This window comes from Desulfopila sp. IMCC35008 (genome assembly GCF_010646885.2).
In the GTDB taxonomy this organism is placed as follows: domain Bacteria; phylum Desulfobacterota; class Desulfobulbia; order Desulfobulbales; family Desulfocapsaceae; genus Desulfopila.
On the sequence record NZ_CP050700.1, the window covers coordinates 1,037,013 to 1,054,684 of the forward strand.

Here is a 17,672-nt window from a genome sequence, read left to right on the forward strand (position 1 = left end):
TGTAGAGGCAGCATATGCGTGTGACATTTGGTGAAATTGATAAGTCAGGTTCCCGATTCTCTGTCGAAAAGGGAGAATGGTCTGATCTGGATGAAACGGGTGTCAGCATTCAGGATATAAAGATTGCTGAAGTCGTTGCCCGATCCAGGGATGCTGAAAGCATCGATTTAACCGGAAAACTTGCTGCAACAGTACGGATGGGTTGTGCCCGATGTGGAGAACCCGTCGATTGCATCATTGATGAAGAGTTTTATTATCTTGTAACAATGCAGGAGGAATCGATAGCAGGAATCACCGAGAAGGAATGTAGCAACGAAGAGTGTGACATTCTCTATCTCAGGGAACCTGTCGTCGATATTGACGAGATCTTCAGGGAACAACTGTTCCTGGCTGTACCTCAGAAAGTGCTTTGCAGTAGCGACTGTTCCGGTATTTGTCCGGATTGCGGTCTTCCGAAAAACAGCGCCGAGTGTAACTGCTCTGAAGACAGGACGAATTCACCTTTTGCTATACTTAAAACGTTGAAAAAAGATTGACAATCATTTTGTGATTGCATTTTAGAAGGTCATTGGAGGAAATCATGGCTCTGCCGAAAAGAAGACATTCATATTCCAGAACTCGCAAGCGTCGATCTCATGACGCATTGAAAGCTCCCGGTATCTCAACCTGTTCCAACTGTGGAGAACCAAAAGAGCCACATCGTCTGTGTGGTAGCTGCGGTACCTATAAGGGGAGAACCGTCTTTAGTCTTGATACAGACATAGAGTAGGAGCGTCATTGTGCATATAGCCCTGGACGCCATGGGCGGAGACCATGGGCCGGAGGGATTGATTGCCGGGGCACTGCTCGCCGCTAAGGAGGCTGACCTTACTGTCAGCCTTGTAGGGGATGAAAAACTCCTGCACTCTCATTTCAAAAAAGCCGCTCCAGAATCAGGGGTAGGTTCACGAATCCATATTGTGCACTCCTCCCAGGTGGTGGAGATGTCCGATAATCCGGTCGATGCCATCCGCAAGAAAAAAGATTCGTCAATCATGGTCGCTTTTGACATGGTGCGTCGAGGGGATGCTGATGCTGTTGTTAGTGCCGGAAATTCAGGTGCGACACTCGCAGCGGCTGTGCGCCGGCTTGGACGATTGAAAGGTGTTGCCCGTCCGGGTATCGCGTCCATATTCCCTACGGTAAAAAAACCGGTGGTGCTGATGGACATTGGCGCCAATGTGGACTGTCGGCCGCTTCATTTGTTTCAGTTTGCCATTATGGCTTCCGCCTATTCCCGGAGCCATGAGGTGGTAAAGCCCCGTATCGGTCTGCTGACCATCGGTGAGGAAACCGGTAAGGGGAACAGCCTTGTAAAAGAGACATATGCCATGCTTGAGCAAAGTTCGTTGAACTTTATCGGTAATGTCGAGGGAAGGGACGTATATAAGGGTGATGTGGATGTTATTGTCTGTGACGGCTTTGTCGGCAACATCTGTCTTAAAATCAGTGAGGGGCTCGTTGAAGCAGCGATGAAAATGCTGCGCGACGAAATTGTAAAGTCACTTGCTGCAAAAATAGGTTTTTTTCTGGCCAAACCCGCCTTCAGGGCCTTTAAAAAACGCGTTGATTATTCGGAGTATGGTGGAGCCCCTCTTCTCGGAGTAAATGGGACGGGAGTCGTCTGCCATGGGAAATCGGACGCAACTGCCATAAAAAACGGAATTCTCGGAGCAGCAACCATGGTTCAAAAAAAGGTGAACAGTGAGATTGTGAAAACAATTGCTACCGAGAGCGTGGAACGGCAAGTGGAGGTGTAATGGGTACAGTAATCCTCGGTACAGGGTCATGCCTGCCGAAGAAGGTGGTTACCAATAGCGACCTGGAAAAGGTCGTTGAAACAAACGATGAGTGGATTCGCTCTCGAACAGGTATTCATGCCCGACGTATTGGTTCAGGGGATGAATATACGTATAAGTTATCTGCATGGGCTGCTCAAAAGGCCCTTGATATGGCAGGTGTGACCGCCGATGAGCTTGATCTCATCGTTGTCGGCACCATCAGTTCTCATATGCTGATGCCTTCCTCCGCCTGTTTTGTCCAAAAAGAAATAGGAGCGCATAAGGCGTTTGCTTATGATCTTAATGCAGCCTGTTCAGGCTTTTTATATAGCCTGGATCTTGCCGATAAATATATACAGGCGGATCACAACAAGAAAATACTCGTCATCGGGGCAGAAACGCTTTCCACCAGGGTGAACTGGCAGGATCGCAATACCTGTATCCTGTTTGGCGATGGTGCCGGTGCTGCGGTTGTCGGTTACGACGAACGTAAGCGTGGTTTTCTCGGTGCGGACCTCTATTCAGACGGAGGTCTCTGGAATCTTCTCTATATGCATTCACCTCAGAGTCTGAACAAGGATCTTATGGTCCCTGACAATGACGGTGCCCACATCGTCATGGAAGGACGGGAGGTGTTCAAACATGCCGTACGTGCCATGAGTGATGCTGTTCGCGGATTACTTGAGAGGATGGACCTTGGGATGGAAGATATTCAGCTCGTCATTCCCCATCAGGCGAATATCCGTATTCTCAATAAGCTCAAGGAGAGACTTGAGTTACCGGATGAGAAGGTATTTATCAATGTGACCGAATATGGGAATACTTCGGCAGCATCGATACCGATTGCGCTCGACGAGGCGAATCGTCAGGGACGCATTAAAAAAGATGATTACTTACTGTTATGCTCTTTTGGTGGAGGTTTCACCTGGGGGGCTGGTTTGATCAAGTGGTAGGGAGGACAGTCATGGACTATTTTTTAAGTGAAGAGCAGCAGATGATCGTCGACATTGCCCGACAGATCACTGAAGAACGTATCATACCAAATCGTGCTGAGCTTGATGAAAAGCATGAGTTCCCGCGTGATATCCTCAATGAAATGGCACAGGCTGATCTTTTTGGTGTGCCTATTCCTGAGGAATTCGGTGGTTTCGGTGGCGGTTGTTTTGACATTGTGCTCGCCCTTGAGCAACTCGGGCGTGGATGTATCGGGGTTGGAACAGCTTTTGCGGCCAGTTCTCTTGGCATCTATCCGATATTGATCTCCGGCTCACAGGAGATGAAGGAAAAATATTTGCCATCGGTTGCCAGTGGTGAAAAATTTGCCGCATTCGGTCTGACCGAGGCTAATGCAGGTTCGGACGCTTCAGGTATCCAGACGACTGCAGTGCTGGATGGTGATGAATGGGTCTTGAACGGAACCAAGCAGTGGATCACCAATGGTGGTGAAGCACAGATCTATACCGTTGTGGCTATTACCGATCGGTCCAAGGGGCCGCGTGGAGCTTCAATGTTTGTAGTTGAAGAGGGAGATCCTGGCTTTAGCTGTGGGCCGAAGGAAAAGAAGATGGGTATTCGCGCCTCATCGACCACTGAACTTATTTTCAAGGATTGCCGTATCCCTAAAGAACGGCTGATTGGCAGACAGGGAACTGGGTTTATTACGGTCATGAAGACTCTGGACTCTTCTCGTCCGGGTATTGCCGCACTCGGTGTTGGGCTTGCCCAGGGAGCCCTTGATGTCGCCGCCAGGTACGCCAAGCAACGTGTCCAGTTCGGAAAACCGATCATGGCCTTTCAGGCCGTGCAACATATGCTTGCCGATATGGCTATTGGCACGGAAGCTTCACGGGCACTGGTATACCAGGCTGCCAAACATATCGATGCCCACCCGAAGGACATGTCCAAGGTCTCTTCGATGAGCAAAATCTTTGCAACTGATAACGCAATGAAGGTCACCACCGATGCAGTTCAGGTGCTGGCCGGCTACGGTTATATGTCAGAGTATCCAACAGAGAAAATGATGCGTGACGCAAAGATCCTGCAGATCTATGAAGGCACTAACCAGATTCAGCGAAATGTGGTTGGGCAGGAGCTGAACAAAGAGTACGCTAAATAATAGGCGTATCCTTTGCAGTCTCTATATAATCTTGTATTTTTTTTAGCTGATTACTCATGGTGGTGTCAGGAAAAAGTACACAATTCCATACGATATAAATAGATGGGGAAATGATTTTCCCCATCTCTATACAGCAGGACCCGTTATGAAGATAGTTGTATGTATTAAACAGGTACCCGATGCAAAAGAAGTACGACTTGACCCAGAGACCAATACCCTAGCCCGTGAAGGGGTCGAATCAATCATGAACCCATACGACCAGCATGCCCTTGAAGAGGGGGTACGTCTAAGGGAGGCACATGGGGGAGAGGTTACTGTCATCACCATGGGGCCACCTCAGGCCGAAGCTATATTGCGATTGGCGATTTCCTGTGGTGCAGATCAAGGTGTCCTTGTTTCTGATCGCTCTTTTGCCGGAGCAGATACCTGGGCAACATCCTATACGCTTGAAAAAGCAATTGCATCAATTGGCGGCGCCGACGTTGTCCTCTGCGGGAAACAGGCTATCGATGGAGATACAGCCCAGGTCGGTCCAGGTGTAGCCACTCGTCTTGGTATACCTTTTGTGACCTGTGTACAAAAAATTCGGGAGTGTAACGAGCAGGGCTTACTTGTAGAGCGGATGATGGACGATGGATATGACGTGGTCCGCACTCCGTTTCCAGTGGTCCTGACTGTCGTCAAAGATATTAATGAGCCTAGAGTACCGTCCCTGAAGGGAAAGATGAAGGCCAAAAAGGCAGAGATGAAGGTGCTGAACGCGGACGATATCGGTGCGGATGCCTCTTGCATCGGCCTTCCAGGTTCCCCGACTCAGGTAGCCAGGGTCTTCCCGCCGGAGGCCCGTGGTGAGAGATCACTTCTGACAGGAACACTTGATGAGCAGATTGATCAACTTGTTGAGAAATTGACACCTTACCTGCAATAGGACTTCCGGAGTAACAGCTATGTTGAAATTAAATGAAGAGTTGTGTATCGGCTGCGGAGTCTGTGAAGACAGTTGCCCGTTTGCTGCAATAGAAATGATAGATGCTCTGCCGGTTATCGGTGAGAGCTGTAACCTGTGCGGTGCCTGTGTTGATAATTGTGAAGTCGAGGCACTGTCTATTAAATTGGCAGCGATCTCAGAACAGGCAGACCTCACTGATTGGCAAGGGGTCATGGTGTATTGTGAGTTCAGGCGTGGTGCCTTGGCACCTGTTTCCCTGGAACTTCTTGGTATAGGAAGAAAACTTGCAGATACCAAAGGCTTGCAGGTTGCTGCAGTCCTCATAGGTGGTGGTACTGGTGATGTTGCTAAGCAGTTGATTGGACACGGGGCGGATGTTGTTTTCAGGGTTGATCACGAGGATCTGACCTTCTTTTCTGAAGAATCCTACAGTGCTATCCTGACTGACCTGATTAAGGAAAACAAGCCAGAGATCGTTCTTGCCGGTGCTACGGCTATTGGTCGATCCTTTGTTCCTGCAGTTGCAATTACGCTCAATGCGGGCTTGACTGCTGACTGTACTGCACTTGAACTACGGCAGGAAGACGGGGCCTTGCTACAGACGCGACCCGCTTTCGGTGGTAATATCATGGCAACGATTGTCTGTCCGTCTCATCGTCCGCAGATGGCGACGGTCCGTCCAAAAGTTATGAAGGCATTGGACTTTGATGATACTCGAATTGGTGAAATAGTTGATGTAGAGATATTGTCCAAATGGCTGGATACGAAAATAGAGGTCGTTGAGTCGGTTGTATCCGAGGAGACGAACGTCAATATCCAGGAGTCTGATATACTGATTTCAGGAGGAAGGGGGCTGGAGAGTGAAAAAGGTTTTGAACTCATCAGTCAACTGGCAGATGTAATGGACGGTAATGTATCCGCTTCGCGAGCTGTAGTTGATGCTGGCTGGATTCCGTACCCGCACCAGGTTGGGCAGACAGGAAAGACAGTGGCACCCAAATTATATATAGCCTGTGGTATATCAGGGGCAGTGCAACATGTTGCCGGTATGCAGTCATCGGAGATGATTGTGGCTATTAACCGTGATCAGAATGCACCGATATTTGATGTCGCTGATTATGGACTCGTTGGAGATATTAATGAAATCCTGCCGAAATTGATTCGTAAAATTGAGCAAAAGCGAGGAGAATGATGCTGACAGGAAAAATTGCCGTTGTGACCGGTGGAAGCCGTGGAATTGGTAGGGCTATAAGTCTTCGCCTGGCCTCCATGGGGGCTATGGTCTATATTAATTATGTGAGTCGACCGGATGCTGCGGAAGAGACCAAAAAGATAATTGAGCAAGATGGTGGTAAAGCAGAGCTTATTCAGTTTGACATCGGTGACGCAGAGCAGGTGCAGGAAGCCATGAAAAAGGTGGTTTCCGAAGCCGGTTCTATCGATATACTGGTCAACAATGCCGGAATCACCAGAGACGGGCTGATGGCGAGGATGAAGGAGAGCGATTGGGATGATGTGATTAATACCAATTTGAAAGGTGCTTTTCTTTGCTCAAAAGGAGTCTCTAAACCGATGATGAAAAAGAAATGGGGACGAATCGTCAACATCTCCTCAGTTATTGGTTTTTCTGGGAATAGTGGTCAGGTTAATTACGCATCGGCAAAGGCTGGCTTGACCGGTCTGACTAAGTCGATGGCGCGGGAATATGCCAGTCGGAATATTACGATCAATTGCGTAGCCCCGGGTTATATCGTGACTGAGATGACAGAGTCCATGGCAGATGCTGCCCAGGAAAAGATTTTGAGTGAGATCCCGATGGCGTCACTTGGGACCCCGGAAGATGTCGCTGCTGCTGTGGCGTATCTGGTTTCGGATGATGCCCGGTATATCACTGGTCAGACCTTGCATGTTAATGGTGGCATGTATATGTAGTTTTCAGAATTATTTTGTGGTAAATAGTTCTATCTTGTATTTCTCTTGGACATTACGTCATTTTCATGAATTTATAGGTAACGTGCTAAGTGAATTTACCTTTAAACCAATGAGTATGGCAGACGTTCATTTCAATCGGCTCATTTCGCATGGGGTGACAACACATGGGTGGGGACGATTGGAAAAAGTTTTTGGAAGATGTTGTTTAAGTAAATAATGAACCTCAGGTAGCACCACTGAGCTGGTGTTGAGGAAAATACAATTAAGGAGATTTTATTATGGCTATTGAACAGGAAATGATCGATATCATCGTTGAGCAGCTGAGTGTAGAAAAAGACAAAGTTGTTCCCAACGCTTCTTTCGTCGATGACCTCGGTGCAGACTCTCTCGACCTTGTTGAACTGATTATGGCAATGGAAGAAGGTTTCGATATCGAGATTCCTGATGAAGATGCGGAGAAAATCAGCACAGTTCAGGACGCTATCGATTACGTTCAGAAGCTGAAGTAGAACACACCTGTTGGTCAACACCCATGATTGTACGTAACTGAAGAACCGTCTGTTTAAGATGGTTCTTGCTTGCGGCAAAGGTGTTGTTCGCTAAGACAGGTGTGTATAGATTAATGGTTAGCAACCGCAACCCGCAGTAGTGGTGTTGCGGTGTGTTTTCTACAGGAGTCTTATTGTGAGTCGCAGGGTTGTCGTTACTGGGGTAGGGCTGGTTACGCCCGTAGGAACAGGGGTTGAAAAGGCCTGGAAGAATATCTGCTCCGGGGTAAGCGGTGTTGATCATATTACCAGGTTTGATACGGACGATTTTCAAGTAAAGATTGCCGCTGAAGTGAAAGATTTTCAGCCCAAGGATTTCTTTGAGGCCAAAAAAGCTAAACACCTAGACCTCTTCGTCCAATATGGTCTTGCGGCCGCACAGGAAGCGGTGAAGGATAGTGGCTTTTCGGTAACAGAAGAGAATTGTGAACGGGTGGGCGTTATAACCGGATGTGGTATGGGGGGCTTGCCGACCATCGAGAAATATCACAAGGTGTGCCTGGAGCGGGGACCCAAAAAAATCACCCCGTTTTTCATTCCGATGGTTATACCGAACATGCCGTCTGGGCATATCTCAATGGAGATTGGCTCAAAAGGCCCCAATCTTTCTCTTACCACAGCCTGTGCTGCGGGAACCCATGCTGTCGGTGAAGCATACAGAAATATTCAGCATGGAAATTGCGATATTGTTGTTTGTGGCGGTGCCGAAGCGGTTATATGTCCCTTGGGAGTGGGAGGGTTCAGCTCCATGAAAGCGCTATCTACCCGCAATGATGATCCTGCTTCTGCCTCAAGACCTTTTGACAAGGACAGGGATGGTTTTGTGATGTCGGAAGGAAGCGGTATGCTGGTGCTCGAAGAGCTAGAACATGCCATTCAGCGAGGGGCAACCATCTATGCAGAAATTGCCGGTTATGGCTTATCAAGTGATGCGTATCATATTGCTGCTCCACCCGAAGATGGTGAAGGGGGCAGAAGAGCAATGAAAATGGCTTTGCGTGATGGCGGTCTGGCACCGGAAGATATCGATTATATTAACGCCCATGGAACATCGACACCATTAAATGACCGGTGTGAGACACAGGCTATTAAAGATGTTTTTGGTGTTCACGCGGAAAAACTCGCCATCAGCTCAACAAAATCCATGACCGGGCATATGCTCGGTGCTGCAGGAGGAATTGAGGCTGTTTTTACTGCTCTCAGTATTCACGAGCAGTTTGCGCCTCCTACTATTAATCTGAAGGAAGCGAGTCCGGAATGTGATCTTGATTATGTGCCGAACAATGGCCGCGAGATGAAGATTAGTGTGGCCCTTACTAATTCATTTGGCTTTGGCGGAACCAATGCTGTTGTGGCTATGAAGCGATATGAAGGATAAAAAAGTACAATTGACCGGAGTGTCATCATGAATGTGGTGGTAGGGGCGGATCACGGCGGTTTTGAGTTAAAGGAACATCTGATTGTGGTGCTTAGTGAGTTAGGACACGAGGTAACCGATGTTGGCTGTTACTCACTTGATTCAGTGGACTACCCAGACATTGCAGGGAAGGTTCGTGAAAAAATCCTTGCTGGTAATGGTGATCGCGGCATACTGATTTGTGGTACAGGTATTGGCATGTCGATAGCAGTAAACAGGAGTCTGGAGATTCGTGCTGCACTTTGTCATGATGAATATACTGCCCGGATGAGCAGGGAACACAACAATGCCAACGTACTCTGTCTCGGGGCACGTGTGACCGGGCTTGGAGTTGCTGAAGAGATTGTCAGGGTTTGGATGGAGACGGAATTTGAAGGCGGGCGACATCAACGCAGAATAGCCAAATATAGTAGGTGATTCTGAAACCCCTTCTTTTTTGATCGAAGACAATAAGCCGTTATGCCGCAGTCCTGTTGGCATGACGGCTTTTTTCTTTTAAGTATGAAGAAATAGGGTATTGTAGTTTCTTATATCCCAGATGAATGAGGGTGCTCATTAGAACTATTGGGAACAGCAGGTAAGTGGAATGGAATTACAAATGAGGAGGCAGGTACCGTGAAATGTCCATATTGTGGTCACCTTGATAATAAGGTTATTGATTCCCGGTTGAATAAGGAGTGTACGATTACCCGGCGCAGGAGGTCATGCCTGGCCTGTGATCAGCGGTTTACCACATACGAGCGTTTGGAGGTGATGATGCCGATGTTGGTGAAAAAAGACGGGCGAAGAGAACCTTGGAACAGGACCAAAATGGTTTCAGGGTTGGAGAAGGCTTGCGAGAAACGTCCTGTCAGTATGGACAGGATTGATGAATTTGTCGACGAAATGGAGCATCGTCTTCAGGACATGGGATCTAAAGAGGTGCAGACACAGGTGATTGGGGAGTGGGTAATGGAAGAACTGTCCCGTCTCGATGAGGTCGCATACGTCAGATTCGCTTCAGTGTATAGACAGTTCAAGGATGTGAATGAGTTTATGTCAGAGTTAAAATTGCTACTCGATTCACGGAGTGATAATGAGGAATGAGTTTGATTCCCACTTTATGAAAATTGCCTTGAACCAGGCCCGAAAGGGCGAGGGAAGGACATCTCCGAATCCCTGTGTCGGGGCTGTGCTGGTAAAAGGTCATGAAATTGTAGGGAGAGGATACCATAAAAAGGCAGGTACTCCACATGCGGAGATACACGCCTTGGCTGATGCCGGATCTCAAGCACAAGGGGCAACGATGTACGTGACCCTTGAGCCATGCAATCATACTGGGAAAACACCACCCTGCAGTCATGCTGTTGCCAAAGCCGGAGTCTCGCGGGTTGTTGTCGGAATGAGAGATCCCAACCCGTTAGTAGACGGCTCTGGCATTGATTATTTGCAAGAGCATGGTATTGAAGTCCATTCAGGAGTTCTTGAGGCGCAATGTCGTACAATTAATCTTCCATTTCTGAAACACATTACTACCGGGCTCCCTTACCTGATCATGAAGGCCGGGATTTCTCTTGATGGGAAGTTAAACTATGAAAGTGGAACAAGCGGTTGGATTACCGGTACAGAGTCAGGCAAATATGTACACCGGTTACGTAATCGTTACGATTCGATCATGGTAGGATGTAACACTGTACTGATTGATAATCCCTCATTAACCACCCGACTTGCCAAGGGGCAGGGGCGCGATCCGGTTCGGGTTATTCTTGATCGTGAACTCAGGATTCCACTCAATGCGAAAGTGTTTTCTGCCACTTCAGGTGCGTATTGCTGGATTTTTTGCAGTAAAGATGCTGATGAGAACAAGATTGATCAACTTCAAAGAAAAGGTGTTAAGGTCTCTCGAATCTCTCACCTGAGCGAAACTGAACTTGACTTGCCTGAAATGTTGAAGCTGATTGGGAAAGCAGGGATCTGTTCGGTTCTTATTGAAGGCGGTGCTGCATTGCACGGGAGTTTCATGCGACAGAAGCTTTTTGATTATGCATACCTTTTTCAAGCGCCGCTTTTTGCGGGTGAAGAGGGGCTGTCGTTGATCAGTGGTTACAGTGCAAGAGGTAAAGCTGAGGCTTCTTTTCTGAAAGATGCACAATATAAGAAGTTGGGCAAAGATATCGTCATTCACGGGGCACTTTCATACCCATAATTTACTCTTTCAACAGTCTCTCAGGTCGAGTAGTTGGGTAAAAAGGAGAGATTTTTCAAATTGCTCCCTGTCATTAAACCGAATGGACAGCGTTATTTCATCCTTCTCGAAATTAGGGCTGTGATCAACACTCAGATTCTCAGGCAGTTCAAGCTGATCTTTCCACTTGTTGAATGAAGTTGAAGCGGTATTCAAGGTAGGAGTGAGCTGATCTTGCAAATGACTCAATAAAGCCTGGCTCTTTTGAGGAATATTCATTTCAGGATGGTCTAGTATCCGGGCGATTTGCGGTTCCGTAATAAGGGAGCTAAAGGATATACCTTTCCTGCCTGCAAGATCACGAATAAGAGAGAGAAGGCGTCGTTGTTTACCTGCTCCTAGTGCGAGATCGATAAAAAGCCTGAAAATATCTAACCTGTCACTGGCATGTAAACGAAGTAATTCTCTAGCAGTATTTTCATTTAATGTTCCTGCCATCATCGCCCGCTGCATTTCCGGCTCAAGGAGCAACAGTTTTTCAATCCGTTCAAGGTATGTTTTATTGGACTTTAATCCCAAACTTTCAAAGAGCTTCAGAAGCTCTTTTATAGAGTGTAAGTTTGTTTTGCTGATGGAGATAAAACGCGCAAACTCTATTTGGGAAATCGGTCGAGTGCAGCTGTAATTAAGGTAAAGATGGGCAAGTGCAGATATCTTTGGTGTTTGCTCAGGCAGGACCTTGCACCATAAGGTTGATTGGATAGAACTCGAACAGTCCTTCAGGCAATTGAAGCTTCTCCACCCGGTAAGGAATTTGTAATTCCCTTCCTGGTCTGCCCGTACCAACGGCGGGGTGACTAAGCCTACCTTGGCTATAGTGGCTGGACTTTGGGTGACAGGTTCCGCCTTGTCAAGAAATGGATGAAGATCCCAATTGGCATGATATTGAAGCAATTCGTATGGAATCTCCCTGTAGGAGTAATTGGTCGGAATCATAGTTGGTTGACTGAGTGTTTTTGATGGTGAATGATGCGACACGGAGATGGCGTGAACCGATTAAACAAAAATAACCTGTATGGTCTAATATTAACCATACAGGTTACCAAATTGGGATGTTAGAATATACTGTCTTCCGGCGTTATTTTCCAGGAGGATTGAACTAGTCGTTGATCTTCTCCCTGAGTATACCGGATGGCTTGAAGGTTACAACCCGACGTGCATCCAGAGTAAGTTCGCTTCCTGTTTGTGGATTGCGGCCTCTTCTTGCATTTTTATCTTTTACGTTGAATTTCCCGAAACCGCTGAGAAGCAGATCTGTTCCATCGATTAGTGCCCCCTTTGAAATTTTCAGGAAGGCCTCAACCGAGTCCGTCGCCTGGGCTTTTGTCAGGCCCTCATGATTTTTATATACTTGCTGAACGATATCTGCTTTGGTGAGAGTCATTTTTTCCTCCTTAAGAAACTGAAATTATGTGTAACATTTCTTAATGATATCCTTTCATGGAAGAAAGTCAAATTGTGAAAGTGAAAAAGTAATAAAATACCCGAATTTCATCATGAGAGCTATTGCGTAAAGGAGTGGAGTAGGCGCAGGTAGATATGATAAGCAGAAATATGTTTATAGTATTTTCCAGTCGAACTATTGTTTTCTGTTGGGAAGAGAAAGGAAAAAACGAGAAAAAGTGACGACGCTATGGGAACAATTATAAAATAAAAAAAAGACATGCGCCATACTGAGGCATGCCTTGTCTAGAGTTACCTCTTACTAGAAGCGTGTCGGAGAATGCACTTTCCGCCCATATCTTCGTTAAACGCGAAAAATTATCCTCAGAATATTAACTATATGCCTGCGGTAATTTTTCGCGTTTGCCTTGATCTGAACGAAAATTCCTATTGTCGGACAGCCTCCTTGGTGCTAGTTGATCGAAATCTGCTAGACGACACTTGCAATTTTGAAAATGGGCAAGTACATGGCCACCACCAGTGCACCGATCATACCACCAAGAAAAACCATCATAAATGGTTCGATCATGGCAGTAAGGTTTTCAACGGCCTGATCGACCTCCTCATCATAAAAATCGGCGATTTTCTCAAGCATTGAATCAAGCGCACCTACGGATTCTCCAACATTTATCATCTGAACAACCATGTTCGGGAAAACACCACTCTCTTCAAGGGGTTCTGCTATGGGGCGACCCTCTGCAATAGCATCTCCAACTCTGAAAACAGCCTGCTCAATGACCTTGTTCCCGGAGGTTTTGCCCACAACTTGCAACGCCTCAAGAACCGGCACACCACTTTGGAGCATGGTACTCAATGTTCGTGTGAATTTGGCTACTGCAACCTTTCTGATCAATATCCCAACTACAGGCATGCGTAGAAATATCCGATCAAAGGTCATTTGCCCTTTTTCTGTTTTGTATACTTTTTTAAAGAGCATCCATAAGAGGATGGCTGCAACGATCATATAGAAGAAGTAGTTCTTAAAAAAATTACTGAGATTAACAACAATCTGGGTTGGCATCGGAAGCGAGCTGCCGAAATCTTCAAACATCTGGGAAAAAACCGGGACAACAAAAATAAGTATAACCGCTAGAATAAGAATAGAGATCGCCAGACAGATTGCCGGATACGTCATGGCCCCTTTAATTTTCTTTTTCAGGGCCATCGATTTTTCCATGAATCCGGCCAGGCGACTAAGGATGGTGTCTAGGATACCACCGGTCTCGCCAGCCTCAATCATGTTGGTAAAGAGGTTGTCGAATACCTTTGGGTGTTTTCTCATGGAGTCAGCAAGTGTGGATCCGGATTCCACGTCAGACATTACACCACTTAATACTTTTTTAAATGTCGAATTGCTTTGTTGTTTCCCAAGTATTTCGAGGCACTGAACAAGTGGTAGACCCGCATCAATCATTGTTGACATTTGGCGGGTAAAAATCACTATATCCTTGCCAGTCACATTGGGTTGAAAAAAAGAGACATTTTCAAGAAGGTCTTTCGGCTTTTCCTTGATAACAGGGTCTACTATGCGTAACCGCTTGACCTGTGCTAACGCAGCGGCCTGATCGGGGGCTTCAATTTCTCCTTTTCTTTTTTCGCCGTAGGAGTTTTTCCCTTTCCAGATATATACAGGCATCAGTCTCTCCTTACTGAAAAACAACTGGTGATCATGATCTTACAAATTTAAACTGTTGAATCCATAAGACATTTACAGACAGAAACAGGCATATTATATCTTATGACATGGGAGAATACAAGCAAAGTGGTTGATTTAAATTTATTTTTTGTAAATTTGGTTAGGGTTCCAGGAATGAGTGTAGGGATAGCAAACATCATTTCCTGACATTTTAATTACCGATTGAGTATGATTGGAGCCTAAATATAGCATAGAGAAAAATATTATCTTGTTGTTGTTGGCTTGATTTGTTATATTCGAGAGCTTTCTCACATGAATCATGTGGTGAGGTAGATGAGCGTCTCGATGCAACTGTTATGTTGATATCGAGTGGAAAAATAGAGGTATGAATCGGAGGAATCATTATGCAGCAGACTGCAGTGAGTTATAAAGAGAGAAATTTCAAACCGGTAATTGAAAAATGCGACGGGTGCGAGCGTGTTGTTGCAGATGATGGTGTGAATTATTGCCAGAGTTATCTAAACCCGGAAGCAAAGTGGCGACTGGGTATCTGTAATTTTGCAACTCATGCAAAACCGGAAATCACGGTAACAAAAGTACGAATCAACCCATTGAAAGCAGCCAAGAGGGCATCAAAGGGAAAGTAAGTTGTTCCAGCTTTTCTTTTCTCGTTCAAGGGATAAAAAAGGCAGACTCCATTCTGGGGTCTGCCTTTTTCTTTTGAGATGATTTACGACCGGCCAACGCCGGAGTAGGTAAAACCTTTCTCGCGAACATGTCCCGGTTCGTATACGTTGCGAAGATCAATAAAGTGATGACTTCGCATTAAAGTATGGATTTTTTCAAGATCGAGTGCGCGATACTGATTCCATTCTGTCATGAGGATGACAGCATCAGCGTCTGTACAGGCTTCGTACGCATTATCCGTGTAGATGATGCCATTTGGCAGAAGGTGTTTGGCTTCATCCATACCTTGAGGATCATGAGCTTTAATAACAGCACCCTTTTCAAGTAATGCCGGCAGGATGGTAATGGCAGGTGCGTCGCGCATGTCATCTGTTTCGGGCTTGAAGGTGAGGCCAAGGACGGCAATTGTTTTACCGGCTTCCTGCCCGCCAAGGATATCTCTAACCTTTTTAACCATTTTGGCCTTCTGGGCTCCGTTTACCTCGACTGCAGCTTCAACAATACGAAGGCTCTGTCCTTGCTCCTGAGCAATTCGCATTAATGCCATAGTATCTTTCGGAAAGCACGATCCTCCGTAACCAGGACCAGGATGCAGGAATTTACCACCTATACGGCCATCCATCCCGATTCCTTTTGCCAGTGACACGACATCAGCTCCGATGGAGTCGCAGAGAAGGGCGATTTCATTGATATAACTAATTTTAGTGGCAAGAAAGGCGTTTGCCGCATATTTGGTCAACTCGGCGGTCTTTATATCGGTCTTCACGATGGGTGTTTCCTGGAGGTAGAGAGGTTTGTAGATCTCCCTCAAAACTTCTTCTGCTCTTGTAGTTTCAACGCCGATAACAACCCGGTCCGGACGCATAAAATCGCTGATAGCGGCCCCTTCGCGCAAGAATTCCGGATTGGATGCCACGTCGAATTCGGCTGCAGGATTAGTCTCCCTGATGATCCGGGCCACCTGATCCGCCGTTCCTACAGGTACTGTGCTTTTATCAACAATGACTGTGTATCCTTTTAGCTCAGTGGCAATTTCCTTGGTTGCTTCATAAATGTACGTGAGGTCTGCATATCCATCTCCTCTCCTGGAGGTTGGTGTCCCGACTGCCAAAAAGACTGCATCACCTGAAGCAACGCTATCAGAGAGGTCTGTCGTAAATCGTAATCGGCCCTCTTTGCAGTTTTTGGCAACCAACCTTTTCAGGCCCGGTTCGTAGATTGGGATATCTCCCTGGAGGAGTTTATCAATTTTGGTTTTGTCTTTATCTACACAGGTAACATGGTGGCCAAATTCGGCAAAACATGTTCCTGTTACGAGGCCTACATAACCAGTGCCGATCATGGTGATTTTCATTCTCTCTTCCTTCTCTATTTTGTTAGTAACTTCTGGTTCCGAAAATAGCGGTGCCGATGCGGATGATGGTGGCACCTTCTTCAATAGCAATGGGATAATCGCCTGACATTCCCATGGAAAGTTCTACTTTGTGGTCAGAGTCGAAGAGCCCTTTGGAGGTAAGTCTTTCTGACAACATCCTGAGATTCCTGAAGTAGGGGCGTGCTTCTTCAGGGGCGTCTGTGAGCGGTGGCATTGTCATGAGGCCAACAGCTCGAAGATGTGGTAGTTGTTTAATTTCCTGAAGCAGTTTTTCAGTTTCCTGTTCGGTTGTTCCCGCCTTTTTCGGGTCTTTCCCTATATTGACTTGCAACAGTATTTTCAGAACTCTCCCTTCTCTCTCAAGGTGACCGTTCAGACTCTTGGCCAGCTTAAAACTGTCAACTGTTTCGATACAGTCAAAAAGCCGTGCTGCTGTTTTGGCCTTGTTTCTCTGTAAGTGACCAATAAAGTGAAATAAGGGTTTATTGTCGAGCTCTGCAATTTTCTTTTCAGCTTCCTGGATGTAATTTTCACCAAAAAGCATCTGTCCAGCTTTGTATGCTTGTTCTATTGCTTCAGAGGGAAATCTTTTTGAAACAGCAACAATTTGGATTTCTTCAGGTTGTCTACCACAGTTGGTGGCTATTGATGCTACCTCTTTATGGATATTTTCCAAATTTTGGGCAATTGACATGACAGTTTCTATTTATCTGGTTGTGGTATTGGTAGGTTAAATATCCTGCAGCTGTTTTGTGTCGTTCGGCGGGCAAATTCCTCAAAACTCATATTACGTAGTTCCGCTGCATAGCGTGCAGTGTAGGCAACATGGGCAGGTTCATTACGCTTTCCTCTTTTGGGGTGAGGACTCAGAAAGGGACCGTCAGTCTCAACTAGCAGAGCATCGATTGGTGCCCATTTTGTTACTTCCTGCAGTGACTTCGCGTTCTTGAATGTGACAACTCCGGGGATAGAAAGCAATAGGCCTAATTTAAGTACTTTCTGTGCAAAAATTTTATCACCTGAAAAGCAGTGCATTATGCCACCTGCTTCGGGTAGGCCTACATCTTTAATAATGTGGAGGATGTCGTCATGGGCTTCGCGATCATGAATTATGACGGGAAGGTTCAGTTCTCGGGCAAGTGCAAGTTGGGTTCTAAAGTGTTTCTGCTGATTTTCAATAGTTGAATAATTTTTAATGTAATCGAGGCCTATTTCACCGTAACCGACAATATATTGTCTATTCTGTTCAACAAGATCGCCAATTTCCTGATATGTCGTTTCCTTGATATTATCGACGTCATGCGGGTGTACGCCAACAGCTGCCGAGATGCTCTGATAACTTTTAGCAAGTTGTATAGCGTTATGTGAACTTGGCAGATCAATTCCGATGGTTACGACATGCTGAACACCGCACTTTTTTGCTCTATCAAGTACCTCGTCAAGATCGGACCCATACGCCTCCATATCAAGATGGCAGTGGGTATCTATTAGGACTACTTCTGGTTTGGGGATATTCATTTAGTTA

20 protein-coding genes are annotated in these 17,672 nt (G+C 46.2%); 14 read left to right on the forward strand and 6 right to left on the reverse strand.

Annotation, left to right across the window (positions count from 1 at the left end):
• The first annotated feature begins 14 nt into the window (after positions 1 to 14).
• The 13 genes from GA520_RS04690 to ribD all read left to right on the forward strand — a co-directional run bounded on the left by GA520_RS04690 (position 15) and on the right by ribD (position 10,967).
• A complete protein-coding gene (locus GA520_RS04690) occupies positions 15 to 536 on the forward strand; it encodes a DUF177 domain-containing protein (protein ID WP_163339707.1) in 522 nt (173 codons plus the stop codon).
• Positions 537 to 580: 44 nt separating this feature from the next.
• Positions 581 to 769 (forward strand): 50S ribosomal protein L32, encoded by a 189-nt coding sequence (gene rpmF, locus GA520_RS04695; protein WP_163339706.1) that lies wholly within the window; start codon positions 581 to 583, stop codon positions 767 to 769.
• Between the two features lie 10 nt (positions 770 to 779).
• Positions 780 to 1,799, forward strand: a complete 1,020-nt coding sequence (gene plsX, locus GA520_RS04700; RefSeq protein ID WP_163339705.1) for a phosphate acyltransferase PlsX — start codon at positions 780 to 782, stop codon at positions 1,797 to 1,799.
• A complete protein-coding gene (locus GA520_RS04705; protein WP_163339704.1) occupies positions 1,799 to 2,773 on the forward strand; it encodes a beta-ketoacyl-ACP synthase III in 975 nt (324 codons plus the stop codon). The genes plsX and GA520_RS04705 overlap by 1 nt, the downstream gene beginning before the upstream one ends.
• Before the next feature lie 11 nt (positions 2,774 to 2,784).
• Positions 2,785 to 3,936 carry an acyl-CoA dehydrogenase family protein gene (locus GA520_RS04710; RefSeq protein WP_163339703.1) on the forward strand — a complete coding sequence of 384 codons (1,152 nt, stop codon included), beginning with the start codon at positions 2,785 to 2,787 and terminating at the stop codon, positions 3,934 to 3,936.
• A gap of 145 nt (positions 3,937 to 4,081) precedes the next feature.
• Positions 4,082 to 4,864: an electron transfer flavoprotein subunit beta/FixA family protein gene (locus tag GA520_RS04715; RefSeq protein ID WP_163339702.1), complete on the forward strand. Its 783-nt coding sequence runs from the start codon at positions 4,082 to 4,084 to the stop codon at positions 4,862 to 4,864.
• Positions 4,865 to 4,883: 19 nt separating this feature from the next.
• Positions 4,884 to 6,077, forward strand: a complete 1,194-nt coding sequence (locus GA520_RS04720) for an electron transfer flavoprotein subunit alpha (RefSeq protein ID WP_163339701.1) — start codon at positions 4,884 to 4,886, stop codon at positions 6,075 to 6,077.
• A complete protein-coding gene (gene fabG / locus GA520_RS04725; protein ID WP_163339700.1) occupies positions 6,074 to 6,817 on the forward strand; it encodes a 3-oxoacyl-[acyl-carrier-protein] reductase in 744 nt (247 codons plus the stop codon). The genes GA520_RS04720 and fabG overlap by 4 nt, the downstream gene beginning before the upstream one ends.
• Positions 6,818 to 7,095: 278 nt before the next feature.
• Positions 7,096 to 7,326, forward strand: a complete 231-nt coding sequence (gene acpP / locus GA520_RS04730) for an acyl carrier protein (protein WP_163339699.1) — start codon at positions 7,096 to 7,098, stop codon at positions 7,324 to 7,326.
• A gap of 175 nt (positions 7,327 to 7,501) precedes the next feature.
• Entirely contained in the window at positions 7,502 to 8,743 is a 1,242-nt protein-coding gene (fabF, locus tag GA520_RS04735; RefSeq protein ID WP_163339698.1) for a beta-ketoacyl-ACP synthase II, read from the forward strand.
• A 27-nt stretch (positions 8,744 to 8,770) separates the two neighbouring features.
• Complete coding sequence (gene rpiB, locus GA520_RS04740; protein ID WP_163339697.1) at positions 8,771 to 9,199, forward strand: ribose 5-phosphate isomerase B; 429 nt, start codon at positions 8,771 to 8,773, stop codon at positions 9,197 to 9,199.
• A gap of 198 nt (positions 9,200 to 9,397) precedes the next feature.
• Positions 9,398 to 9,868 carry a transcriptional regulator NrdR gene (nrdR, locus tag GA520_RS04745; protein WP_163339696.1) on the forward strand — a complete coding sequence of 157 codons (471 nt, stop codon included), beginning with the start codon at positions 9,398 to 9,400 and terminating at the stop codon, positions 9,866 to 9,868.
• Positions 9,858 to 10,967 (forward strand): bifunctional diaminohydroxyphosphoribosylaminopyrimidine deaminase/5-amino-6-(5-phosphoribosylamino)uracil reductase RibD, encoded by a 1,110-nt coding sequence (gene ribD, locus GA520_RS04750; protein WP_240910221.1) that lies wholly within the window; start codon positions 9,858 to 9,860, stop codon positions 10,965 to 10,967. Before nrdR ends, ribD begins: the two co-directional genes overlap by 11 nt.
• Before the next feature lie 9 nt (positions 10,968 to 10,976).
• Here the strand turns inward: ribD and GA520_RS04755 are convergent, their stop codons facing one another.
• From GA520_RS04755 to GA520_RS04765, 3 genes are all read right to left on the reverse strand, one after another.
• The gene (locus GA520_RS04755; protein WP_163339695.1) at positions 10,977 to 11,942 is read right to left on the reverse strand and encodes a hypothetical protein; all 966 of its coding nucleotides are present in this window, start codon (positions 11,940 to 11,942) and stop codon (positions 10,977 to 10,979) included.
• 163 nt (positions 11,943 to 12,105) lie between these two features.
• Positions 12,106 to 12,390, reverse strand: coding sequence for an integration host factor subunit alpha (locus tag GA520_RS04760; protein WP_163339694.1), 285 nt, complete (start codon positions 12,388 to 12,390; stop codon positions 12,106 to 12,108).
• 489 nt (positions 12,391 to 12,879) lie between these two features.
• Positions 12,880 to 14,085: a type II secretion system F family protein gene (locus tag GA520_RS04765; protein ID WP_163339693.1), complete on the reverse strand. Its 1,206-nt coding sequence runs from the start codon at positions 14,083 to 14,085 to the stop codon at positions 12,880 to 12,882.
• Positions 14,086 to 14,489: 404 nt separating this feature from the next.
• Between GA520_RS04765 and GA520_RS04770 the strand changes: the two genes are divergently transcribed.
• The gene (locus tag GA520_RS04770; protein WP_167528823.1) at positions 14,490 to 14,732 is read left to right on the forward strand and encodes a PxxKW family cysteine-rich protein; all 243 of its coding nucleotides are present in this window, start codon (positions 14,490 to 14,492) and stop codon (positions 14,730 to 14,732) included.
• A gap of 83 nt (positions 14,733 to 14,815) precedes the next feature.
• On the opposite strand, the gene GA520_RS04775 is transcribed toward GA520_RS04770, so the two are convergent.
• Genes GA520_RS04775 through GA520_RS04785 form a run of 3 tightly spaced genes read right to left on the reverse strand, consistent with a single transcriptional unit; the run spans position 14,816 to position 17,665 of the window.
• Positions 14,816 to 16,126: a UDP-glucose/GDP-mannose dehydrogenase family protein gene (locus GA520_RS04775; protein ID WP_163339692.1), complete on the reverse strand. Its 1,311-nt coding sequence runs from the start codon at positions 16,124 to 16,126 to the stop codon at positions 14,816 to 14,818.
• A 22-nt stretch (positions 16,127 to 16,148) separates the two neighbouring features.
• A complete protein-coding gene (locus tag GA520_RS04780; protein WP_163339691.1) occupies positions 16,149 to 16,841 on the reverse strand; it encodes a YggS family pyridoxal phosphate-dependent enzyme in 693 nt (230 codons plus the stop codon).
• 8 nt (positions 16,842 to 16,849) lie between these two features.
• Positions 16,850 to 17,665 (reverse strand): TatD family hydrolase, encoded by an 816-nt coding sequence (locus tag GA520_RS04785; protein ID WP_163339690.1) that lies wholly within the window; start codon positions 17,663 to 17,665, stop codon positions 16,850 to 16,852.
• Between the last annotated feature and the right edge of the window lie 7 nt (positions 17,666 to 17,672).